At 59.6% G+C, this 22609-nt stretch carries 18 protein-coding genes and 1 riboswitch; of the genes, 14 read left to right on the forward strand and 4 right to left on the reverse strand.

The features are described from left to right. Complete coding sequence (gene waaA / locus ACWGZX_RS16915) at nt 1-1278, forward strand: lipid IV(A) 3-deoxy-D-manno-octulosonic acid transferase (RefSeq protein WP_452624684.1); 1278 nt, start codon at nt 1-3, stop codon at nt 1276-1278. Between the two features lie 45 nt (nt 1279-1323). On the opposite strand, the gene ACWGZX_RS16920 is transcribed toward waaA, so the two are convergent. After that, on the reverse strand, nt 1324-2763 hold the full coding sequence (locus ACWGZX_RS16920) for a TolC family outer membrane protein (protein ID WP_452624685.1): 1440 nt from the start codon (nt 2761-2763) through the stop codon (nt 1324-1326). A 193-nt stretch (nt 2764-2956) separates the two neighbouring features. Continuing rightward, nucleotides 2957-3062, forward strand: a riboswitch (TPP riboswitch). A gap of 168 nt (nt 3063-3230) precedes the next feature. Here ACWGZX_RS16920 and thiC point away from each other — a divergent pair. Next, nucleotides 3231-5120: a phosphomethylpyrimidine synthase ThiC gene (thiC, locus tag ACWGZX_RS16925; RefSeq protein ID WP_416740561.1), complete on the forward strand. Its 1890-nt coding sequence runs from the start codon at nt 3231-3233 to the stop codon at nt 5118-5120. Between the two features lie 154 nt (nt 5121-5274). Then, on the forward strand, nt 5275-6567 hold the full coding sequence (gene cytX, locus ACWGZX_RS16930; protein ID WP_452624686.1) for a putative hydroxymethylpyrimidine transporter CytX: 1293 nt from the start codon (nt 5275-5277) through the stop codon (nt 6565-6567). Here cytX and ACWGZX_RS16935 read toward each other — a convergent pair. Then, nucleotides 6536-7282 (reverse strand): RsiV family protein, encoded by a 747-nt coding sequence (locus ACWGZX_RS16935; RefSeq protein ID WP_452624687.1) that lies wholly within the window; start codon nt 7280-7282, stop codon nt 6536-6538. The two genes, cytX and ACWGZX_RS16935, sit on opposite strands and share 32 nt — an antisense overlap. A gap of 229 nt (nt 7283-7511) precedes the next feature. Here ACWGZX_RS16935 and ACWGZX_RS16940 point away from each other — a divergent pair, with 229 nt between their 5' ends. From ACWGZX_RS16940 to ACWGZX_RS16955, 4 genes are all read left to right on the forward strand, one after another. Continuing rightward, nucleotides 7512-8129 carry an NUDIX domain-containing protein gene (locus ACWGZX_RS16940; protein WP_007946986.1) on the forward strand — a complete coding sequence of 206 codons (618 nt, stop codon included), beginning with the start codon at nt 7512-7514 and terminating at the stop codon, nt 8127-8129. After that, nucleotides 8120-8572, forward strand: a complete 453-nt coding sequence (locus tag ACWGZX_RS16945; RefSeq protein ID WP_452624688.1) for a DUF1249 domain-containing protein — start codon at nt 8120-8122, stop codon at nt 8570-8572. The genes ACWGZX_RS16940 and ACWGZX_RS16945 overlap by 10 nt, the downstream gene beginning before the upstream one ends. A 266-nt stretch (nt 8573-8838) precedes the next feature. Continuing rightward, complete coding sequence (gene cpdA / locus ACWGZX_RS16950) at nt 8839-9654, forward strand: 3',5'-cyclic-AMP phosphodiesterase (RefSeq protein WP_452624689.1); 816 nt, start codon at nt 8839-8841, stop codon at nt 9652-9654. 840 nt (nt 9655-10494) lie between these two features. Further along, complete coding sequence (locus tag ACWGZX_RS16955) at nt 10495-10749, forward strand: DUF6124 family protein (protein ID WP_452624690.1); 255 nt, start codon at nt 10495-10497, stop codon at nt 10747-10749. Nucleotides 10750-10867: 118 nt separating this feature from the next. On the opposite strand, the gene ACWGZX_RS16960 is transcribed toward ACWGZX_RS16955, so the two are convergent. After that, nucleotides 10868-11815: an IS110 family transposase gene (locus ACWGZX_RS16960; protein ID WP_452624691.1), complete on the reverse strand. Its 948-nt coding sequence runs from the start codon at nt 11813-11815 to the stop codon at nt 10868-10870. Between the two features lie 316 nt (nt 11816-12131). Between ACWGZX_RS16960 and ACWGZX_RS16965 the strand changes: the two genes are divergently transcribed. The 6 genes from ACWGZX_RS16965 (at nt 12132) to ACWGZX_RS16990 (ending at nt 19377) form a co-directional block, all read left to right on the forward strand. Continuing rightward, nucleotides 12132-12740, forward strand: a complete 609-nt coding sequence (locus ACWGZX_RS16965) for a YqiA/YcfP family alpha/beta fold hydrolase (protein ID WP_223520117.1) — start codon at nt 12132-12134, stop codon at nt 12738-12740. 54 nt (nt 12741-12794) lie between these two features. Then, entirely contained in the window at nt 12795-14699 is a 1905-nt protein-coding gene (parE, locus tag ACWGZX_RS16970; RefSeq protein WP_452624692.1) for a DNA topoisomerase IV subunit B, read from the forward strand. Then, nucleotides 14699-15688 carry an esterase-like activity of phytase family protein gene (locus tag ACWGZX_RS16975; protein WP_452624693.1) on the forward strand — a complete coding sequence of 330 codons (990 nt, stop codon included), beginning with the start codon at nt 14699-14701 and terminating at the stop codon, nt 15686-15688. The genes parE and ACWGZX_RS16975 overlap by 1 nt, the downstream gene beginning before the upstream one ends. Beyond that, complete coding sequence (locus ACWGZX_RS16980) at nt 15685-16209, forward strand: retropepsin-like aspartic protease family protein (protein WP_452624694.1); 525 nt, start codon at nt 15685-15687, stop codon at nt 16207-16209. Before ACWGZX_RS16975 ends, ACWGZX_RS16980 begins: the two co-directional genes overlap by 4 nt. Before the next feature lie 7 nt (nt 16210-16216). Beyond that, the gene (gene parC / locus ACWGZX_RS16985) at nt 16217-18487 is read left to right on the forward strand and encodes a DNA topoisomerase IV subunit A (RefSeq protein ID WP_452624695.1); all 2271 of its coding nucleotides are present in this window, start codon (nt 16217-16219) and stop codon (nt 18485-18487) included. 176 nt (nt 18488-18663) lie between these two features. After that, complete coding sequence (locus ACWGZX_RS16990) at nt 18664-19377, forward strand: PqiC family protein (protein WP_223520126.1); 714 nt, start codon at nt 18664-18666, stop codon at nt 19375-19377. Nucleotides 19378-19623: 246 nt separating this feature from the next. Here ACWGZX_RS16990 and ACWGZX_RS16995 read toward each other — a convergent pair whose 3' ends face one another. Next, nucleotides 19624-21153, reverse strand: coding sequence for an AhpA/YtjB family protein (locus ACWGZX_RS16995; protein ID WP_223520128.1), 1530 nt, complete (start codon nt 21151-21153; stop codon nt 19624-19626). Between the two features lie 135 nt (nt 21154-21288). Here ACWGZX_RS16995 and serB point away from each other — a divergent pair, with 135 nt between their 5' ends. Then, nucleotides 21289-22503, forward strand: a complete 1215-nt coding sequence (serB, locus tag ACWGZX_RS17000) for a phosphoserine phosphatase SerB (RefSeq protein WP_452624696.1) — start codon at nt 21289-21291, stop codon at nt 22501-22503. Nucleotides 22504-22609: the final 106 nt, after the last annotated feature.

Below are 22609 nucleotides of genomic sequence, written 5' to 3' on the forward strand. Positions count from 1 at the left end.
ATGAATAGAACTCTCTATACCGCGCTGTTTTACCTGGGGCTGCCACTGGTAGCGATTCGGCTGTGGCTGCGGGCGCGTAAGGCGCCGGCGTACGCCAAGCGTATTGGCGAGCGTTTCTCCGTCGGACTGCCGGTGATGACGCCGGGCGGTATCTGGGTGCACGCGGTGTCGGTGGGCGAAAGCATTGCCGCAGCGCCGATGATTCGCGCCTTGCTGCAACGTTATCCACAGTTGCCGATTACCGTGACCTGCATGACCCCGACCGGGTCCGAGCGCATCCTGGCCTTGTTCGCCAATGAGCCGCGCATTCAGCACTGCTACTTGCCCTACGATTTGCCATGCGCCGCTGCGCGCTTCCTGGATCGGGTCCGGCCAACCCTGGCGGTGATCATGGAAACCGAACTCTGGCCCAACCACATTCACCAATGTGCCAAGCGCGGGATTCCCGTGGCACTGGCCAATGCGCGGCTGTCCGAACGCTCGGCCAAGGGCTATGGTCGCTTCAGTAAACTGACGCAGCCGATGCTCGCCGAGATGAGCCTGTTCGCGGTACAGACCGAGGCCGAAGCCCAGCGCTTCCAAGAGTTGGGTGCGCGTCCTGAAACCGTAGAGGTCACCGGCTCAATCAAGTTCGACCTGACCATCGCCCCGCAACTGCTGCAACGTGCCGTCGAACTGCGCACTCAGTGGCAGGCAATTGAGCGACCGGTGTGGATCGCCGCCAGTACCCATGAAGGCGAAGACGAAGTGGTCCTCGCGGCCCATCGTCAGTTGCTGGCCGATCATCCCGATGCGTTGCTGATTCTGGTGCCGCGCCATCCGGAGCGTTTCAACCCGGTGTTCGAACTGTGTCAGCAACAGGGTTTTGCCACACTGCGTCGTTCTACAGGAGAGCCAGTGACCTCGGCCACCTCGGTTCTGGTGGGGGACACCATGGGCGAGTTGCTGTTTCTCTACGCCTTGGCCGACAGCGCTTTTGTGGGGGGCAGCCTGATGCCGAACGGCGGGCATAACCTGCTGGAACCGGCCGCGCTGGCCAAGCCAGTCCTGAGCGGCCCGCACCTGTTCAACTTCCTCGAAATCGCCACGCAATTGCGTAGCGCCGGGGCGTTGCAGGAAGTGGAGGATGCCGAAGGCCTGGCGCTGGCGGTGCAGCGGCTGTTCGAGTTGCCGCGCGATGCGCAGCGGATGGCAGAGGCGGGGCTTAAGGTGATGCGCACCAATCAAGGGGCGTTGCAGCGGTTGCTGGATGGGCTGGGGCGGTTGATCGATCGCTAATAAATGTGGTGAGAGGGTAAGCCCCCTCACCACAGTGATGACCTGTTACTGCTCAGGTCTTGCTTTTAATTGCTCTTCCGCTGCCTTCGCCAGGCCCGGTGGCAGGAAGTCCTTGTCGGGGTTGTAGTCAGCCTTGAGGTAACGCTTCAGGTCTTCCAGATCTCCCGGGCTCAGTGTGCCGGCCTGCTGTTTGAGGCGCAGGTTGTCGAGGATGTAGTCGTAGCGGGTGTTGTTGTAGTCGCGTACTGAGGTGTACAGCGAACGCTGCGCATCCAGGACGTCGACGATGTTGCGTGTCCCCACCTGATAACCGATTTCGGTCGCTTCTACCGCACTCTGGTTGGAGATGATCGATTGCTTGCGCGCCGAAACCTGATCAACGTCAGTGTTCACTGCGCGGTGTAGATTGCGGGTGCTTTCCACTATCTGCCGACGCAGCGCTTCGCGTTGCTGCTCGGTCTGGTCCAGCTGTGCATACGACTGGCGCACTTGGGAGGTGGTCAGGCCGCCGCTGTAGATCGGGATGCTCAGTTGCAGGCCCAGCGTCGTTTGCTCGACGTTGCCACCGTACGCCTGAGGCAGGTTGTTCGGGTTGCTGAACCCCAGCGCGTCGTTGTCGCCTTTTTCATATTTCGCCACAGCGTCGACCGTCGGTAGATGACCGGCCTTGCGCTGCTTGAGGGTTTGTTCGGCGGCACTGACCGCGTAGTTGCTGGCCAGCAAATTCAGGTTCTGTCTGGCCGCCGTATCGACCCAGGCTTTGGCGTCGTTCGGAGACGGTGGCAAGATCGGCAGGCTATGGGTGACGCCCCAAATCGAATTGTACTGACGGTTGGTCAGAGTGATCAGGGCTTCAAACGCGTCATCTACCTGGCGCTGTGCAACGATCCGGTTGGCGCGTGCGGTGTCGTAGCTGGCTTGAGAGTTGAGCACGTCGGTCTTGTCCGACAGGCCGACATCGAAACGTTCGTTGGACTGGTCGAGCTGGCGTTTGAACGCCGCTTCTTCGGCCTTGGTCGACGCCAGGTTGTCCTGGGTGCGCAGCACGTTGAAGTAATTTTCAGCGGTCTGCAGGATCAGGTTTTGCTCGGTGGCCGAGAGTTGCAGGGCAGCCTGTTCGTTGACGTCCTTGGCGGCCTGGAACTGGAACCAGCGATCGGCACGGAACAGCGGCTGCGCCAGGGTGGCCTGATACGAATTTGCAGCGCGATTGGCCGTCGACGACGGCTGATCGATCGAGGTGCGCACGTTAGCCAGTTCGGCACCGCCCGAAAGATTGGGCAGCAGGCCGGCACGAGCCTGGGGCACGACTTCTTTCTGTGCGCCGTATTGAGCGATGGCCGCAGCGAGGTCGGCGTTGTTGGCCTTCGCTTCCTGGTAGACGCTGACCAGGTCATTTTTGGTCGATAAGGGCGCTTCTGCTGCCCAGGCCATTCCATTGGACGCACAAGACACGGCAATGGCCAGTGAGAGTTTGCGCAGCATAGGCGTTCCCTAGAATAAATATTACACAAATAATTTGAGCGCCAAGGCTAAGGCGCGGCACGTACCACGTCAATGCGTGGCTTGGCGTTGCGAGTGTAGTTGTGCAAGAGGGCGGGAACAATCCGGAATGCGCCATTCATCATGGTGTTTGCAGCGGTATTGGCGTTCTCTGCCAGTTGTGTCTAGACTGGCCGGGTTCTTGTCGGGGTGCCTTGCTATGAGGCTGAGATCGAATAATTTCGGATCCCGTTGAACCTGATCAGGTTAGCGCCTGCGTAGGGAACAAGATTTCTCGTCACCCGGCGAGTCCTCTTGTGCTTCGTCCGGGATGTTGTTCGACAATCGAACACCCCTCGAGCACTGAGCACAGCACCAACAGCGCCGTTATGGCTGATTGGCTGCGTCCATTCGTTACAGGTTCACTCCGACAAAATCCCACTGCCTGGATGCTGTCTGGAGAGCCCGTGATGACGATAAAACTAAAAAATACGACGAACCTGAGTGATTCGGCCCAAGTCGATCAACAGTCGGTTCAGCCGTTTACCCGCTCGCAAAAAATCTATGTTCAGGGCTCACGTCCCGACATCCTCGTGCCTATGCGCGAAATCAGCCTGGATGTGACTCCGACCGATTTCGGCGGCGAGATCAATGCGCCGGTAGTTGTGTACGACACCTCGGGTCCATACACCGACCCCAATGTCATCATCGACGTGCGCAAAGGTCTGGCCGATGTGCGTTCACCGTGGATCGAGTCCCGTGGCGACACTGAACGCCTGCCTGGCTTGAGTTCGAACTTCGGTCAGGAGCGCCTCGCTGATGCCGAGCTGACCAAACTGCGCTTCGCCCACGTCAACAATCCGCGCCGCGCCAAGGCCGGGGCTAACGTCAGCCAGATGCACTACGCCCGCAAAGGCATCATCACCGCCGAGATGGAATACGTCGCCATCCGCGAAAACATGAAGCTGGAAGTGGCCCGCGCCGCCGGCCTGCTGGACCAGCAACACGCCGGCCACAGCTTCGGCGCCAGCGTGCCGAAAATCATCACCCCCGAATTCGTCCGTGACGAGATCGCCCGCGGTCGCGCAATCATTCCGGCCAACATCAACCACACCGAACTGGAACCGATGATCATCGGCCGTAACTTCCTGGTGAAGATCAACGGCAACATCGGCAACAGCGCGCTGGGTTCGTCCATCGAAGAAGAAGTGGCGAAGCTGACCTGGGGCATTCGCTGGGGTTCGGACACGGTCATGGACTTGTCCACCGGCAAACACATTCACGAAACCCGCGAGTGGATCATCCGTAACTCACCGGTGCCAATCGGTACGGTGCCGATTTACCAGGCCCTGGAAAAAGTCGGTGGCGCTGCAGAAGATCTGACCTGGGAGCTGTTCCGCGACACGCTGATCGAGCAGGCCGAGCAGGGCGTCGACTACTTCACCATCCACGCCGGCGTGTTGCTGCGCTACGTGCCATTGACCGCCAAGCGCGTGACCGGCATCGTTTCTCGTGGTGGTTCGATCATGGCCAAGTGGTGCCTGGCGCATCACAAGGAAAACTTCCTCTACACCCATTTCGAAGACATCTGCGAAATCATGAAGGCCTACGACGTCAGCTTTTCGCTGGGTGATGGCCTGCGTCCGGGCTCGATTGCCGACGCCAACGACGCCGCACAATTCGGCGAGCTGGAAACCCTCGGCGAGCTGACCAAGATCGCCTGGAAACACGACGTGCAGTGCATGATCGAAGGCCCGGGTCACGTGCCGATGCAGTTGATCAAAGAGAACATGGACAAGCAGCTGGAATGCTGTGACGAAGCGCCGTTCTACACCCTCGGCCCGCTGACCACTGACATCGCACCGGGTTACGACCACATCACCTCGGGGATCGGCGCGGCGATGATCGGCTGGTTCGGTTGCGCCATGCTCTGCTACGTGACGCCGAAGGAGCACTTGGGCCTACCGAACAAGGATGACGTGAAGACCGGGATCATCACCTACAAGATCGCCGCGCATGCCGCTGATCTGGCTAAAGGGCATCCGGGCGCGCAGATTCGCGACAATGCCTTGAGCAAGGCGCGGTTTGAATTCCGTTGGGAAGACCAGTTCAACCTGGGTCTGGATCCGGACACTGCCCGTTCGTATCACGATGAGACCCTGCCGAAGGACTCGGCCAAGGTCGCGCACTTCTGCTCAATGTGCGGGCCGAAATTCTGCTCGATGAAGATCACTCAGGAAGTCCGTGAATACGCGGCCAACCAGCGGATCGAAACCGTAGATGCCGAGGTCGCCCAGGGATTAGCGGAACAGGCTGAACGGTTCAAACAGGAAGGCAGTCAGCTGTACAAGAAGGTTTGATCGACCCCGCGCCAGTCCTTACAGGCTGGCGTAGCTTTTGTAGGAGCAAGGCTTGCCCGCGATAGCGCTCTTGAGATCGCCATCGCGGGCAAGCCTTGCTCCTACAGAAAGTGAAGGTCAACACAACAACAAATGTCCCTCTGAGATAACACCCTTGAGCATTCAACCGAGTACTTATTCACCCGACATCGCGGTGCCGACCGACAAACGTGTCTTCGGCGGTCGCGATCTGTTTTCCCTGTGGTTCTCCCTCGGCATCGGCCTGATGGTGCTGCAGACTGGCGCACTGCTCGCGCCAGGCTTGGGCCTGTCCGGTTCGTTGCTGGCGATCTTCCTCGGCACCCTGGTCGGCGTTTTGCTGCTGGCCGCCGTCGGCGTGATCGGCAGCGACACCGGTCTGTCGTCGATGGCCGCACTCAAACTCAGCCTCGGCAAACGTGGCGCGAGCTTGCCGGCCGTGCTGAACCTGCTGCAACTGATCGGTTGGGGCTCGTTCGAAATCATAGTCATGCGCGACGCTGCCAGCCTGTTGGGCGCGCGGGCATTTAGCGAAGGCAGCCTGCTGTCGAATCCGCTGCTCTGGACAATTTTCTTCGGTGGTTTGGCGACCTTGCTTGCCATCAGCGGTCCCCTGACATTCGTGCGGCAAATCCTGCGCAAGTGGGGCATCTGGTTGTTGCTGGCCGCGTGCATCTGGCTGACCTGGAACCTGTTTGCCAAAGCCGATCTGGCCACGTTGTGGGCGCAGGCCGGTGATGGTTCGATGCCGTTCGCCGTGGGTTTCGACATTGCCATCGCGATGCCGCTGTCCTGGCTGCCGCTGATCGCCGACTATTCGCGTTTCGGCAAGCGTGCGAAAAACGTCTTCGGTGGTACGGCGCTAGGTTTCTTTATCGGTAATTTCTGGCTGATGAGCCTGGGCGTGGCTTACACCCTGGCGTTCGCGCCGAGCGGTGAAGTGAATGCCTTGCTGCTGGCGCTGGCCGGTGCCGGTCTGGGCATTCCGCTGCTGCTGATCCTGTTGGACGAGTCGGAAAATGCCTTCGCCGATATTCACTCGGCCGCCGTTTCCAGCGGAATTTTGTTGCGCTTGAAAGTCGAGCATCTGGCGCTGGCCATCGGCGTGATCTGCACACTGATCGCGTGCCTGGCACCGCTGGCCCAGTACCAGAACTTCCTGCTGTTGATCGGTTCGGTGTTTGCGCCGCTGTTCGGCGTGGTGCTGGTGGATCACTTCATCTTGCGCAAACGTTCGGCTCAAGTGGCGTCAGCCGCGTTGCGCTGGCCGGCATTGCTCGCCTGGTTGGGTGGGGTAAGCACCTATCATTTGTTGGCCAATCTGTATCCGGACATCGGCGCAACCCTGCCGTCGTTGATTCTGGCAGGGCTGCTGCAGTTGGTGCTCGGTCGGGCCTTCAGCTACGGCCGGGAAACAGCTCGGGCTTGATGATGCCGTTCAGGCGTGGGTAAGGGATCTTCAGTTCGATATGGCCCAGCGCGTAAGGCGCGATAGTGCTGGTTTCGTACTTGAGGATCACCCCGCCGTAGGTCAGCGCCACGTTCTGGGTTTTCTGGAACGGCCAGCTCTTCACGAACTCCGGTTCCTGATCGAGCTTGGTGCTGATCAGCCAGCTGTTGTGCGCGACTTGCGCCGCCTTCCAGAACGCTTCTTCCTGACCGGGAACCAACATGTCCGACAGCGTCAACACTTTGTGTTGCTGGCGTGAATAGTTGATAAAGCCGCGGCCCGGTGTGCCATGAGCGCCGCCGGTGTCCAGGTAGCTGGAAAATTCGACGATCACCAAGCCGTCATGCTGTTCACGTACTTTGGCTTGCAGGTAGCTGCTGGAGCGCGGACTGGCCGTGCGCAAAAACTCGTCACGATAGGCCGTCAGCGTGGGTGCCACTGGGGCGTCCGGTGAGGTGCGGGTCAATTGCAGCAGGCGTTTTTCGACGATGCCGTCCAGCGCGGGTTCGGCAGGAAAGTGCACTGTATCGATGTTCACCAGCGGGCATTCGGATGTGGTGCAACCCGGTTTCAGGGTTTCGGTGGCGTCGCGGGTGGTTTCCAGAGGTGCCCGGTAGCTGGGCTGAAACAGGCTCTGGCAGGCGCTCAGCGTCAGGGCGATAGCGGCCACGGAGGCGATTTTAAAAAGCGACATGGGCGTCCTTTGCAAAACAGGGGAAGGCAAAAAAGTTATCCGCTTCGACTATCAACGAAGCAGTCAGTTCGCCACTAAGCTAATTAGAGTTGGTTTCGCCCTCACCGTCTATCCCGCTGACGGGAAAGGGGCTGCATCAAATGTCGCAGGCGCGTTAGGATGGCGCGAAGTCGAGGTTGCAAGTAACAAAAAGGAGCCTCGTAATGGATTTGCAGTAAAGAGGATTGTCATGACTGATTTTGCCAACGCCATTCCGACCGCCGTTGATATCGTTCGGCGCGAAAAGTGCTATGAGGGATTTTATAAGCTCGACCGCGTGCACTTGCGCCACGAACTGTTCGCCGGTGGTATGAGTCGCGAGATCAATCGTGAAGTGTTCGTGCGCCACGATGCAGTGTGTGTGCTGCCTTACGACCCGCAGCGCGACGAAGTGGTGCTGATCGAGCAATTTCGTGTCGGAGCCATGGGCAAGACCGACAACCCTTGGCTGATCGAACTGGTCGCTGGTCTGATCGACAAGGAAGAAGTGCCGGAAGAAGTTGCTCACCGCGAAGGGCAGGAGGAAGCTGGGCTTGTGTTCGGGGCGCTCTGGCCGATGATCAAGTATTTCCCGTCGCCGGGCGGCAGCAATGAATTCGTGCACCTGTTCCTGGGGCGTTGCGACACGAACGGGGTTGGCGGCCTGCATGGGCTGGAGGAAGAAGCTGAAGATATCCGCGTCACGGTCTGGGCGTTCGAAGATGCCTTGCAAGCCGTACGTGACGGACGAATTGCCAACGCGGCCAGCATCATTGCCTTGCAATGGTTAGCTTTAAACCGTGCTGAAGTGAGGGGGTTATGGTCGTAAACAAGCTGCGCGATCGTTATAGGGTGGACCTTGTGGGGCTGCAAGCTTCCTGCGAGGCGAACTACGCGCGCTTGATGCGACTGCTGCCAGACATGCGCGACGAGCCGGCGGCGCGGCGCATTGCCGTCACCCATGGCGAACAGATGCTCGGCGTGCTGGCGCTGGAAGTGTTGCAGGTCTGTCCGTACACCACGACCCTGCAAGTGCGCCAGGAGCACAGCCTGCCCTGGCTGCCGATACCGCAGCTGGAAGTGCAGGTCTATCACGACGCCTGCATGGCCGAAGTCGTCAGCGCCGAACATGCACGGCGTTTTCGCGGCATCTATCCTTACCCGAACGCGTCGATGCATCAGCCGGACGAAAAGGCCCAGCTGAACATGTTTCTGGGCGAATGGCTGAGCCATTGCCTGGCCTGCGGACACGAGTACGCCGTTGTGCGTTGAGCGCTGAGCGCCCTATCTCCCAAATATGCTCATTTTTGGCGGTGTTCATTGTCACCATGCTGCGTTGCCGCTCCTCCCCATAGCTAGCTATGAGTCGTCGCGGCGCCTTGCCTGGCGACAATGACCACTCGCCAAAAAAAGAGCATATTTGGGGGATAGGGCGCTAGTTGTGAACTGTGTCTGGTTCACAAATTTCCCCTTTTGAGCGTCCCCCAGCATAATTGCAGCACCCATCCACACCCGTGATTCAGTCCTGGGAGAACGCCTTGCCGAGCGTATCCACATTGACCACCGCCGATCCGGCGTTGCTGGTGCAACTCTCCGACAGTCATCTGTTCGCCGAAGCGGGCGGGACGTTGCTGGGCATGAACACCCGGGACAGCCTGCAAAAAGTCATCGAGTTGGTGCAGCTTCAGCAGCCGCACATTGACTTGGTCATCGCCAGTGGCGACCTGTCTCAGGACGGGACGCTGGAGTCCTACCAGCAGTTCCGCGAGCTGACCCGTCAGCTCGATGCGCCGGCGCGCTGGATTCCCGGCAATCACGATGAGCCACAGGTCATGGCCGAGGCCGCAGTGCAGAGTGCGTTGCTGGAATCGGTGGTGGATGTCGGTAACTGGCGGGTCACGTTGCTCGATTCCGCCGTGCCGGGTTCGGTGCCGGGGTATTTGCAGGATGAACAGTTGCAGTTGTTGGCTCGATCACTGAGTGAGGCACCGGAGCGGCATCATCTGGTGTGTTTTCACCATCATCCGGTGTCGATTGGCTGTGCGTGGATGGAGCCGATCGGGTTGCGCAACCCTGAGGCGCTGTTTGCGGTACTCGATCGTTTTCCGCAGGTGCGGGCGGTTTTATGGGGGCATGTGCATCAGGAGATTGATCAGGTGCGAAACGGCGTGCGCCTGATTGCCTCACCGTCGACCTGCATTCAGTTCGAGCCGGGCAGCGAGGATTTCAAGGTCGGGGAGCAGGCACCGGGGTATCGGTGGTTGCGGTTGTTGCCCGATGGCCGGATCGAAACCGGCGTGGAGCGTGTGACCGGGTTCGATTTTCAGGTCGATTACGGTTCTGACGGTTACTGACGATTAATCTTGATCTTGGCGGCCTGATAGCCGACCAGGTTCTTGCTTGCCGGGTACATATCCGTTTCTGCGGTAACGGCGGCTGGCGGTTTCGCCCTGACGGTCGACTCCCTTTGGCAAACGCCCCAAAGGAAGCAAAGGTCTCGCCCCGAGCGTCCGGCCCCTCGCCTGGGCTCGGCGTTCCTTCGCTCCGGTATCCATCCGGGGACACTGCCCTCCGGTCGGCTTCGCTTCGACCTACATGCAGCGTGTTCGACTACGTCGAACGGCGCTGCGCGCCACTCCCCGGATGAACACCTCCACTCAGCCTCCCGAAGGGGCGGGTAGATCAAGATCAAAAGCTGCAGGCGAGCTAACGTTCGGCCTGTTGAGTGGTGAAGAGCGGCGGGTGTACGCCGATCTATTGTAGGAGCTGGCTTGCCAGCGAAGGCGGCCTGACAGCCGACCAATTTCCAGCAGATGCACACCATTCCCCTGTAGGAGCTGGCTTGCCAGCGAAGGCGTCCTCACCGACGACACTGTTTAATGGTCAGCAGAAATTTCGGAACCTTCCCACGATATTTTCAGGTTGCCCGTCGGACGTGGCATCTCTAGCCTTTGGTCTGTCGCTGACACATTCAGCGTCCGGGCTTCGCGGCCCACTGAACTGAGGCATAATCGCCGCGCCTTACAACAGCACCTTTGAGTGCTTGTCGTTTTGTTTCATGGCGGCTGTGCGTGGGATACCTTCGGGTATGCCGATTCTCAGTTCTCGGTCCGCGAACCCGCGTACAGCTGCCACCCTTACATTGCATCGCGGCAATTGGGGGTGGCTCCATATCAATGAACTGAGGTGTCACCATGTTCAAACCAACACCAAATCCCCCAGATACTGCCCGCAAACCCAGCACGATGTTTATGGTCGCCCCCGACATAGACATAGAAAGCCTGTTAGCCCATTCCTGCGAGTCCCTTGCCTCTGCCAGTGTCATGGCCAGTGATTTCGCTGCGCGCCTGCATGGGCCGGACCGGCATACAGCGATGGCGATTCAACAGATAGTCATGCTGGCTGAACTGGCGGTGAATCGGGCGCTGGATAATGTCGATCCGACATAGCTGTTAGACCGAGTCATCGTTCGTCGTCGGAACGCCGCCCGGAGCCGGCTCGCTCCCGCAGGGGATTTGTCAGCGACGCAGATCCAATGTGGGAGATTCTATGGTTGAGGGGAAGCCCTCAATTGGTTTTCGGTTGGTATTCGCTTTGCCCGTTCAGCAGGGCGAATACAACCCGAGCAAGCTTGCGAGCCAGCATTACCAGCGCCTGAGTGGTGCTGAAGCCCCGAGCTCTTTGCGCTTCGTAAAATCCTTTCCAGGCCGCCGTTCGGCTGGCCGACATCGCTGCATTGTGCAAAAGGCGCCGGGCCTCTGGGTCACCTCGCTTGCTCAAACTCCGGCGACAATCTTTTTGTCCTGACTTCGCCCCCCGCAAATCCATTCCCAAGAAGGCGATAAAGGCATTCGCGTTTCTGAAGTCACCCCGCTGAAAAGCCGCAATCAAGCGAGCTCCGGTCAAAAAACCAATACCTTCAACTTTCAGACACCGCTTTAACTGGCCGAGCAAGCCGGCTTCTTTCAGATGGTCCTTAATCGTCTTTTCGACCAGCACTTCAAGTTGCTGCATGGATTTCACTTGCTCGGCGAAAGCGGTTTTCAGCAACGGTTCATTCGCCCAGCTTTGCACCAGGCCAACTCGCGCCTGGACCAAAGCCGCCCGGCGGCGGAAAAGGCTCAAGAGCTGGCGGTACAGCGGTGACGGCGGGGTCCACGGATGAAGCTCCTCAGCTTCGTTCTTTAAATAACGGGCAAGTAACTTGGCATCTAGCGCATCAGTTTTGGCGCGAACTTTGACACCTTTTCGGTAATGACTGAGTTCATAGCCGCCCACCATGTAAATAGTGCAACCGGCCTCATAGGCCAAGTCAGCAAACTCCAGGTGATAGATGTTGGTGGCCTCAATGGCGATCGCCACTGTCCCCGGCAAGGCCTTCAACCACTGCTTGATGGCCGCTTTGGTGTTGGGGATTTCTTCGAGCAAATCGAACTCTGCCTGATAAATCACCAATTCATTCTTGGCGACATCCACACCCACGATCGGCTTTGAAACAAGAACCGGCATTGCCATTGGATTTCCTCCGGGATAAGGTTTTAAGCACTTGAAGGGCTCACCCAGAGGCGCAGGCTTGTTCCTATCGTCGGTCTAGCCAGAAGCATTCTTTATCGGCGCTTGGGTGAAAGGAGGAGGGGCGAAATCTCCCACGGTCTGTACTGCGTCAACAGTCAGAAACGAGCCTTGTCCCTCCTCCTCCCTTCAAGTCCTACCATACAAGCGAGCCTGCTCGCGAAAGCGTCAGTTCAGGCGCCTGTAATCCCGAGGATATCCCCGATCCCCCCATCTCCCTGTAAACTGCGCCTCTTTACCCGACGCAAAGGGAGCTAAAATGTCCGGTTCGATCCTTTATATCCACGGTTTCAACAGCGCGCCTGCGTCGAAAAAGGCCACGCAGTTGATGCAAGTGATGGACCGTCTGGGTTTGAGCGATCAGTTGCGCGTGCCAGCCTTGCATCACCACCCTCGCGAGGCCATCGGTCAGCTGGAGCAGGCGATTGCCGAGCTGCAACGGCCACTGCTGGTCGGCAGCTCACTCGGCGGCTACTATGCGACTCTCTTGGCCGAGCGCCATGGCCTCAAGGCTTTGCTGATCAACCCGGCCGTCAGTCCGCACCGGATGTTCGACGGGTTCCTGGGAACGCAGAAAAACCTGTATACCGATGAGGCTTGGGAGTTGACCCACGACCATGTGACGGCCCTGGCCGAGCTGGAAGTGCCGGCGCCCCAGGATCCGCAGCGGTATCAGGTGTGGTTGCAGACCGGCGACGAAACGCTGGACTATCGCCAGGCCCAGCAGTATTACCGGGCCTGTGCCTTGCGCATCCAGGCCGGCGGCGACCATAGTTTCCAAGGGTTTGCCGCGCAACTGCCGGCCATGCTGAGTTTTGCCGGCATCGGCGCAGATTTGTATCAGGCGATCGATTTCACTGCACTGTGAGTCGTCGTCTCTATTTCACCGAATACTTTTTTTACAGGCGGACGACGAGACCCCATGGCCACTCCCAGCGCTAGCTCTTATAACGCAGACGCCATCGAAGTCCTCTCGGGCCTCGACCCGGTGCGCAAGCGCCCCGGCATGTATACCGACACCAGTCGGCCGAACCACCTCGCCCAGGAAGTCATCGACAACAGCGTCGACGAAGCCTTGGCCGGGCATGCGACATCGGTGCAGGTCATCCTGCACGCCGACCACTCCCTGGAAGTCAGCGACGACGGCCGTGGCATGCCGGTGGACATTCACCAGGAAGAGGGCGTTTCCGGGGTCGAGCTGATCCTCACCAAGCTTCATGCTGGTGGCAAGTTTTCCAACAAGAACTACCAGTTCTCCGGCGGTCTGCACGGGGTGGGTATTTCGGTGGTCAACGCCTTGTCGACCGAAGTCCGGGTGCGCGTAAAGCGTGACGGCAACGAATACCAGATGACGTTCGCCGACGGTTACAAAAAAACCGAGCTGGAAGTGATCGGCACGGTCGGTAAGCGCAACACCGGTACCAGCGTGTTCTTCGCCCCGGACCCGAAATATTTCGATTCACCGAAATTCTCCATCAGCCGCCTCAAGCACGTGCTCAAGGCCAAGGCTGTGCTGTGCCCGGGGCTGCTGGTCAGTTTTGAAGACAAGGCCACCGGTGAAAAAGTCGAGTGGCATTACGAAGACGGCCTGCGCTCCTATCTGGTAGACGCGGTCAGCGAATTCGAACGCCTGCCGGACGAGCCGTTCTGCGGCAGCCTGGCCGGTAATAAAGAAGCGGTCGACTGGGCGCTGCTGTGGTTGCCGGAAGGTGGCGACGCGGTGCAGGAAAGCTACGTCAACCTGATCCCGACGGCCCAGGGCGGTACACACGTCAACGGTTTGCGTCAGGGCTTGCTCGATGCCATGCGCGAGTTCTGCGAATTCCGCAGCCTGCTGCCGCGTGGTGTGAAGCTGGCGCCGGAAGACGTCTGGGAACGCATCGCCTTCGTGCTGTCGATGAAGATGCAGGAGCCGCAATTCTCCGGTCAGACCAAAGAACGATTGTCGTCCCGTGAAGCGGCGGCTTTTGTTTCCGGTGTGGTCAAGGACGCTTTCAGCCTGTGGCTCAATGCCAACCCGGAAACCGGCATGCTGCTGGCCGAGCTGGCGATCAACAACGCCGGCCGCCGCCTCAAGGCGAGCAAGAAGGTCGAGCGCAAGCGCATCACCGCAGGGCCGGCGCTGCCGGGCAAACTGGCTGACTGCGCCGGGCAGGACCCGATGCGTTCCGAGCTGTTCCTGGTGGAAGGTGATTCCGCCGGCGGTTCCGCCAAGCAAGCACGGGACAAAGAGTTTCAGGCGATCCTGCCGTTGCGCGGCAAGATTCTGAATACTTGGGAAGTCGACGGCAGCGAAGTGCTGGCCAGCCAGGAAGTGCATAACATTGCCGTGGCCATCGGTGTCGACCCGGGCTCGGCGGACATCGCCCAGCTGCGTTACGGCAAAATCTGCATCCTCGCCGACGCCGACTCCGACGGTCTGCACATCGCCACGTTGCTGTGTGCGTTGTTCGTCCAGCATTTCCGCCCGTTGGTGGATGCCGGTCACGTCTATGTCGCCATGCCGCCGCTGTACCGCATCGACTTGGGCAAAGAGATTTACTACGCCCTGGACGAGGCCGAGCGCGATGGCATTCTGGATCGTCTGGTCGCCGAGAAAAAACGCGGCAAGCCGCAGGTCACCCGATTCAAAGGTCTGGGTGAAATGAACCCGCCACAGCTGCGCGAAACCACCATGGACCCGAATACCCGGCGTCTGGTGCAGTTGACGCTGGACGATTTCGAAGCGACGTCGGAAATGATGGACATGCTGCTGGCGAAGAAACGCGCCGGTGATCGCAAATCCTGGCTGGAATCCAAGGGCAACCTGGCCGAGGTTCTTGGTTGATGCCGCGTGGCTTTGCCCTGGCATGTTGTTTACTTCTGGCCCCGGTTCTGGCGTTTGCTGAACCGGCACCAGAATTGCGCGTGGTAGCCGAGCATCCGGTTGACGGCATGCGCGGCGGCAATCTGTCGGGACTTGGCCAGTGCGGCAAGGACTTGTGGGCGGTATCCGATCGCGACGACGATCAAATCTACCGCCTCGATACTCGCGACACGGTCTGGCAGGCTGAAGCCGTGGGCATCGGTGTGCCTGCGGTACCGGACAGTGGTTTGCCCTGGGGTTTGCGTTCGCGAGCCTGGGCGGCATCGTTCGTGCGGGGCGGCGATCTGGATTTCGAAGCCATTACCTGTGACGGCGCTGGCAATCGCTACATTGTCAGCGAAGCCCATGCGGCCGTCCTGCAAGTACCGCTGACGGGGCCTGCGACCTGGTTGAAAATCTCGCCAATGCTGGTTCGTGAAGCGCGGGCCAGTGGCATGCTGTTGCAATTCAATGCACTGTTTGAGGGCCTGGCGATCAATCCGGCGGGTGATCAGCTGTGGTTCGCTGCCGAGCGTCAAAGCCGCGGATTGTTGACGATCAAGCGTAAACAAACGGTGTGGGACTGCGACGGTGGCTGTGTGCTGCTAAGCGAAGCGGGCATGGAAATGCAGCCACCGCAATTTCCCAAGGCCAAACCGGTGCCCCGGGATTTTTCCGACGTGTCGTTGTTCAACGGCAAACTGTTCACCCTTGAGCGCAACGCGTATCAGATTTGTCGCCGTGACCCGCAGGCGGCCAAAGTCGAGCGCTGCTGGTCGTATGCGGCCGAGCTGTTGCAGGAAAACCGTCGTTATCCGCAGAACTACGGGTTGGAAGAAGCATTGATCGTGGACGCTGACGGCGCGTGGATCGGTGTCGATAACAACAACGGTGCCCGTGCCGATGGTGAAAGTCGCCCGGTTGTCTGGCGTTTCGCCGCGCCTGAAGGTGGCTGGAGCGCCAAACCGTGAGCCAGCAAACGCCGGGCAAACGCGCCGGCCGGGTCATGCTGGTATTGGCCTGGTGCGCCGCGCTGTTTCTGGCAACACGGTTTTTCGGGCAATGGGAGGCGCGTCAGCAAAACCCCAATGTCGTCGTCACCTCGGAGCAGGGTGAAGGGTTTATCGAAGTGAAACTGGTCAGCAACCGCCAGGGACATTTTGTCGTCAGCGGTGCTATCAACGGCCACCCGGTGGATTTCATGCTCGATACTGGAGCAACGGATGTGTCAATTCCGGCCAGTGTGGCCAAGGGGTTGAAACTGGAACAAGGCTTCGGGGTGACCCTGAGCACGGCCAATGGTCTGAGCGAGGGCTATCGAACCCGCATCGACCGGCTGCAACTGGGCGACATTGTGTTGCGTGATGTTCGCGCGCTGGTTGCACCAGGCCTGGAAGGCAAACAGGTGCTGCTCGGCATGAGCGCATTGAACAAACTTGAATTTACCCAGCGCGGTGGCACCATGCTGCTGCGCCAGACAACGAACCAATGAGGCCCGCATGAGCGACTCCCTTGATCTCAGCCTGGACGGTGTAGAACGCCGGTCACTGGCTGACTTCACCGAAAATGCCTACCTCAACTATTCCATGTACGTGATCATGGACCGTGCCTTGCCGCATATCGGCGACGGCCTGAAACCGGTACAGCGACGCATCATCTATGCGATGAGCGAGTTGGGGCTGGACGCCGACTCCAAGCACAAGAAATCGGCGCGTACCGTCGGTGACGTGCTCGGCAAGTTCCACCCGCACGGCGATTCGGCCTGCTACGAAGCCATGGTCTTGATGGCCCAGCCTTTCAGCTATCGCTACACGCTGGTCGACGGTCAGGGTAACTGGGGTGCGCCGGATGATCCCAAGTCGTTCGCCGCCATGCGTTACACCGAAGCCCGCCTGTCGCGTTATTCCGAAGTGCTGCTCAGCGAGTTGGGCCAGGGCACCGCGGACTGGGGCCCGAACTTCGACGGCACGCTGGACGAGCCGCTGGTGTTGCCGGCGCGTTTGCCGAACATCCTGCTCAACGGCACCACCGGCATCGCCGTGGGCATGGCCACCGACGTACCGCCACACAACCTGCGCGAAGTCGCGACGGCGTGCGTGCGCTTGCTCGATGAGCCAAAAGCCACGGTCGAACAGCTCTGTGAACACATCCAGGGCCCGGATTACCCGACTGAAGCGGAAATCATCACCCCGCGCGCCGATCTGCTGAAAATCTACGAAACCGGTCGTGGTTCGGTGCGCATGCGCGCCGTGTACCACATCGAAGACGGCGACATCATTGTCACCGCGCTGCCGCACCAGGTGTCGGGTGCCAAGGTGCTGGAACAGATCGCGGCGATGATGCAGGCCAAGCCATCCAAGGCGCCGCAGATCGCTGACCTGCGCGATGAATCCGACCACGAAAACCCATGCCGCATCGTGATCATTCCGGGTGCGCGGAAAAACTTTGACCACGATGCGCTGATGCAGCATCTGTTCGCCAGCACCGAGCTGGAGTCGAGCTACCGGGTCAACATCAACATCATTGGTCTGGACGGCAAGCCGCAGCTGAAAAACCTGCGGGCGCTGCTGGTCGAGTGGCTGGAGTTCCGGGTGCAGACCGTGCGTCGCCGCCTGCAATTCCGCCTCGATAAGGTCGAACGTCGCCTGCACCTGTTGGACGGTTTGTTGATTGCCTACCTCAACCTGGATGAAGTGATTCACATCATCCGCACCGAGGAGCACCCGAAAGCCGCGCTGATCGAGCGTTTCGCCCTGAGTGAAATCCAGGCCGACTACATCCTCGACACCCGTTTGCGTCAGTTGGCGCGACTGGAAGAGATGAAGCTGCGTGCCGAGCAGGATGAGCTGCTCAAGGAGCAAGCCAAGCTGCAGGCCCTGCTGGGCAGCGAAGCCAAGCTGAAAAAGCTGGTACGCACCGAGCTGATCAAGGACGCCGAAACCTATGGCGACGATCGCCGTTCGCCGATTGTCGAGCGCGCCGAAGCCAAGGCCCTGACCGAGCACGATCTGCTGCCGAATGAGAAAGTGACGGTTGTGCTGTCGGAAAAAGGCTGGGTTCGCTCTGCCAAAGGGCATGAGATCGACGCCACTGGACTTTCCTACAAGGCCGGAGACGGTTTCAAGGCCTTGGCGGCCGGCCGCTCCAACCAGTTTGCGGTGTTTATCGACTCCACCGGTCGCAGTTATTCGGTGGCGACGCACACGTTGCCATCGGCCCGTGGCCAGGGCGAGCCGTTGACCGGTCGTCTGACGCCTCCGCCGGGCGCGAGTTTTGAATGCGTGCTGATGCCGGAAGACGATTCGCTGTACGTGATCGCTTCCGACGCCGGGTATGGTTTCGTGGTCAAAGGTGAAGATTTCCAGGCCAAGAACAAGGCCGGCAAGGCGCTGCTGAGCCTGCCGAGCAACTCGAAAGTCATTCTCCCGCGCCCGGTGGCTGATCGCGAGAACAACTGGCTGGCTTCGGTGACAACCGAAGGTCGCTTGCTGATCTTCAAAATCAGCGACCTGCCACAATTAGGTAAGGGCAAAGGCAACAAGATCATCGGCATCACGGGTGAGCGTGTGGCCAATCGCGAAGAGTATGTGACGGACATCGCCGTATTGCCGGAGGGTGCCACTTTGGTGTTGCAGGCCGGGAAACGTACCTTGTCACTGAAAGCAGACGACCTCGAACACTACAAAGGTGAGCGTGGGCGTCGTGGTAACAAGTTGCCACGTGGTTTTCAGAGGGTGGATGCGCTGCTCGTCGAAAACCTCAATAATTAAGCGTCCTAGAGCGGTCGATCTGCGATTTAACACGTAGATCGACGCTTTGGCGCTGGAGTCGGAACGCATATTCACGGATGATATGGCCTTTCAAGCGCCGGCGTGGTCGAGCGTTCTTCATATTTATTGAGTATTTTCACTGTGGTTAGCCTTGTGGCGGCCACCTGGATGGGACGATGACTGCTCTGCGCCTTCCTTTTATTTTGATGCTCGCTGGCTTGCTAGGCCTTGCGGGTTGCAGCGTTCACCAGCCGGTGTCGCTGTATCAACTGGACAGCGGAAGCCCGGTTGCGCCTGCGCAAAGCTCGGGCATGGCGGTATTGTTGGGCCCGGTAACGGTTGCCGATTACCTGCAACGCGAAACCCTGTTGCAGCGACAGCCCGATGGCAGTCTGCAAGCTGCCACCGACGGTCGTTGGGCGGGCAGCCTGTCTTCCGACATTGATCAGCTGTTGCTGCGTCAGGTAGCCGGTCGACTGGACAGTCAGCGCGTTGTGCTGGCGCCTGCCACAGCGGGCTTTACCCCGGATGTTCAGGTACTGCTGACGATTACTCGCCTGGACTCGGGTGTGTCGCAACCGGCAGTCCTGGATGCGCAATGGCGATTGATCGACCGTCGTGGAAAGGTTCGCGATAACCGCATCATTCACCTGCAAGAACAGCACGCGGGCAGCACAGCGGCGCAGGTTCAGGCGCAAGGTGTGTTGTTGCAGCGTCTGGCGGAGCAGTTGTCGGTGGCGCTCAAGCCATTGGCCAACCAGCCAGCGATTGCTGACGCGCCGCGTAAACCTGCGGCAAAACCTGTCGCGCCGGCGGCCGAGCAAGAGAAACAGCCGAAAATCCCGATGGCTTTGCCGATCCGGACCGATATGGAAGTGTTCAGGTTCTAAACCAGGACTGATCCAAAGCAAAGCCCGCCTTGTGCGGGCTTTGTTGTTTCAGCAGGTTGGATATCTGTAGCGCTGCTGAAGGCCCCTTCGCGAGCAGGCTCGCTCCCACAGGGGATCTCTGATGCTCACAGAGGATGTGTCCACAGAAGATCCCTGTGGGAGCGAGCCTGCTCGCGATGGGGCCAGAACAGACAACAAAAAGCCCGCAGACAATCTCTTGTCTGCGGGCTTCTTTACAGCGGGGGCTTACGCCCGGCGCTCATGCATCCGCGCCAGTTGCCGTTCCAGCATCGACGGATAGGGCTCCATCAACCGCTCCACACAGCAAGCGCCTTCAGGGCTCGCAATAGGGCGAATCCGTGCACGTTGACGAATCAGCACGTCGTCACCGATCTTGCGCTGCACCAGCAGCAGGTTGCGGCTGTGTTGCGACAGGGCCAGGGCGTCCTGAGCGGTTTCGGTCAGCAGCAAATCGATCTGACTCATACCGAACAACTCCTCACCCAGCGTCAGACCCAACTGCAATTGCAGGGTGATGCCGCTGTCCGCGACTTCAATCTGCAACTGATGGCCCAAGGCTCGCAGCAATTCACCGCAGCAGATGGCGTTGGTCAGGTAGTCGTCGCCACTGTCTTCGGTGTGGAACAGCATCAGCGTGCTGCCATCGTTCAGTGTGTGCAGTTCGCTCTGGTAGAGCGAAGCAGCCTGATCAAGGCAGTCGCGATAGCGTTTCAGCAATTCTTCGAGGCGCGTGCGGGGCAGGCGACGCAGTTGGTCCTGAGCGCCCAGTTGCACGGCCAGGACGGCGCTGTGCTGTGGCACGTTCGAGATCACCGGTTTTGCTGCCGGTTTCGGTGCGACGGCGACCGACTCGTCACGCAGGTCGGCAAACGCATCATCGTCATCGTCGTCTTCAACGGTGCTGACAATGTGTCGTGGCGCTGGTTTCAGGCTGGCGACCGGTTTGGTTTCATCGAAACTCGGGTCACGCAAGTTGCGTACTTCGAAGGTCGGCTCGTTGTCGTCCGCGTCTTCATCGCTGTCGTCGTACTCAGGCTCCGGCGCCGGTTCCGGCTCGGCGGGCTCCGGTGCGAAATTGGCGTGCAGTTGACGGGCCAGGTCGCCGATCTCGTCCTGACGCTCAGTGGCCGGGGTGTATTCGTCGATATTGCGCAGCCATACGCGCAATTGCAGCAGCGGCGTAGAGATGTGCCGACCCAGGCGCAGGCTCAGGGCCAGCGACAACGCCAACAGGATCGCACTCAAAATGCCCATGCTTTGCAGGCTGATGGTCATTGGCTGCTGGAATTGGTCCATGTCCAGGCTGATGCGCAGTTGCCCGGCGGTCACGTCCTGGAACGTGATCTTGCTCTGGTACATGCCCTCGGCTTCGCCCAGCAGGCTGTGCTTGGGACGCTGACCGGCCTCGGCGAGGATGCGGTTATCCACGCTATAGATAGCGGCGTGGGCCACCAGCTTGTTCTTGGTCAGGTTGTTGAGCAGCACATTGAGGCTGAGGATGTCGTTGGACACCAACAGCTCCGTAGCGGAGGTGGCGGTCTGCGTGGTCAGGCTTTCGCCCAGCGCATCTGCCTGCTCGTGCATGGCCTGCTTGAACTGCAAACCCATCACGCCGGCGTAGATCACCAGGGCCAGGGCGACCAGGATCACGTTATGGCTGGCGATGCGCAATGCAATCGGTACACGGCGGTGGCGCAGTGCCCGGAAGATCAGCAGAAAGAAGTTGTCGGTTTTTACTGGCGTAGGCCGGTTCACTTGAGCTCGGCTCTTTTGTCCGTGGAGTTGACGCGCAGTATAGCGACAGGCCCTAGACCGTCAAAGCGCTCACGGTGCCCGATGGTCACTGAAAGTGGGTAGAATGCGGTTTTTTTCCACCTGCGGGGGTGCGCCTTGCGCGAAATCGTCCTGATAAACATCACGGGAGTCGACCGTCCGGGTCTGACTGCGGCCATTACCGGCGTTCTGGCCCAGGGTGGTGTGAACATTCTCGACATCGGTCAGGCGGTGATCCACGACACTCTGTCGTTTGGCATCCTGGTTGAAATTCCGGATACCGAGCAAGGCAAGTCAGTGCTCAAGGACATCCTGTTCACGGCATACAAGCTCGATCAGCAGGTCCGTTTCACGCCAGTGTCCGAAGAGGATTATCAGCAGTGGGTCGGCAATCAGGGCAAGAAACGCCACATCGTGACGTTATTGACCCGCAAAGTGACTGCCGGGCAATTGCAGGCCGTGAGCTCGATCACCGCCAAATATGGTCTGAACATCGATCACATCGATCGTCTGTCCGGACGCATGCCGCTGGACACCCCGGCTGACAAGGGCAAGGGCTGCATCGAGTTTTCCGTGCGTGGTGAAGCGGCTGATCCGCAGGCGCTGCGGGCCGAGTTCCTCAGCGTTGCGCAGGAACTGAACGTCGACATCGCCTTTCAGGAAGACTCGCTGTTCCGTCGCAACCGTCGCCTGGCGGTGTTCGACATGGACTCGACCCTGATCGAAGCTGAAGTGATCGACGAACTGGCCAAGGCGGCGGGTGTCGGCGATCAGGTGTCGGAAATCACCGAGCGAGCGATGGCCGGCGAGCTGGACTTTCGCGCGAGCTTCAAAGAACGTCTGGCGTTGCTGCAAGGTCTGGATGTCAGCGTGTTGGATTCGATCGGTGCTTCCCTGCGCTTGACCGAAGGTGCTGAAACCCTGTTCGCCGAACTCAAGCGTCTGGGCTACAAGACCGCCATTCTGTCGGGTGGCTTTACCTACTTCGCCAAGCAATTGCAGGCCAAGCTGGGCATTGACTACGTATTTGCCAACGAACTGGAAGTGGTCGACGGTAAAGTCACGGGTGTTGCGGTCGAGCCGATTGTCGATGCGAAGCGCAAGGCTGACTTGCTGCGTGAGCTGGCCCATAAGGAAGGATTGCGACTGGAGCAGACCATTGCGGTCGGTGACGGCGCCAATGATTTGCCGATGCTGGCGATTGCCGGGTTGGGTGTGGCGTTCCGGGCCAAGCCGCTGGTGAAACAGTCGGCGAAGCAGGCGATTTCCACCCTTGGGCTGGATGGCGTGCTGTATCTGCTGGGCTTCCGCGATCGCGACGGACAGCTCTGAAATCGTCTGAGTCGGTCTTTGTGGTGAGGGGGCTTGCCCCCGTTTGGCTGCGCAGCGGCCACCGATTTTAGGGGGGGCGCTACGCGCCCCAACGGGGGCAAGCCCC

The sequence above is a fragment of the Pseudomonas sp. CLCA07 genome (assembly GCF_053615335.1).

What these genes read in the sequence shown, in the direction of transcription:
- waaA (WP_452624684.1), top strand. Translation starts at nt 1, where the DNA reads ATGAATAGAACTCTCTATACCGCGCTGTTTTACCTGGGGCTGCCACTG.
- ACWGZX_RS16920 (WP_452624685.1), bottom strand. Translation starts at nt 2,763, where the DNA reads ATGCTGCGCAAACTCTCACTGGCCATTGCCGTGTCTTGTGCGTCCAAT.
- thiC (WP_416740561.1), top strand. Translation starts at nt 3,231, where the DNA reads ATGACGATAAAACTAAAAAATACGACGAACCTGAGTGATTCGGCCCAA.
- ACWGZX_RS16935 (WP_452624687.1), bottom strand. Translation starts at nt 7,282, where the DNA reads ATGTCGCTTTTTAAAATCGCCTCCGTGGCCGCTATCGCCCTGACGCTG.
- ACWGZX_RS16940 (WP_007946986.1), top strand. Translation starts at nt 7,512, where the DNA reads ATGACTGATTTTGCCAACGCCATTCCGACCGCCGTTGATATCGTTCGG.
- ACWGZX_RS16945 (WP_452624688.1), top strand. Translation starts at nt 8,120, where the DNA reads ATGGTCGTAAACAAGCTGCGCGATCGTTATAGGGTGGACCTTGTGGGG.
- ACWGZX_RS16955 (WP_452624690.1), top strand. Translation starts at nt 10,495, where the DNA reads ATGTTCAAACCAACACCAAATCCCCCAGATACTGCCCGCAAACCCAGC.
- ACWGZX_RS16960 (WP_452624691.1), bottom strand. Translation starts at nt 11,815, where the DNA reads ATGGCAATGCCGGTTCTTGTTTCAAAGCCGATCGTGGGTGTGGATGTC.
- ACWGZX_RS16965 (WP_223520117.1), top strand. Translation starts at nt 12,132, where the DNA reads ATGTCCGGTTCGATCCTTTATATCCACGGTTTCAACAGCGCGCCTGCG.
- parE (WP_452624692.1), top strand. Translation starts at nt 12,795, where the DNA reads ATGGCCACTCCCAGCGCTAGCTCTTATAACGCAGACGCCATCGAAGTC.
- ACWGZX_RS16975 (WP_452624693.1), top strand. Translation starts at nt 14,699, where the DNA reads ATGCCGCGTGGCTTTGCCCTGGCATGTTGTTTACTTCTGGCCCCGGTT.
- parC (WP_452624695.1), top strand. Translation starts at nt 16,217, where the DNA reads ATGAGCGACTCCCTTGATCTCAGCCTGGACGGTGTAGAACGCCGGTCA.
- ACWGZX_RS16990 (WP_223520126.1), top strand. Translation starts at nt 18,664, where the DNA reads ATGACTGCTCTGCGCCTTCCTTTTATTTTGATGCTCGCTGGCTTGCTA.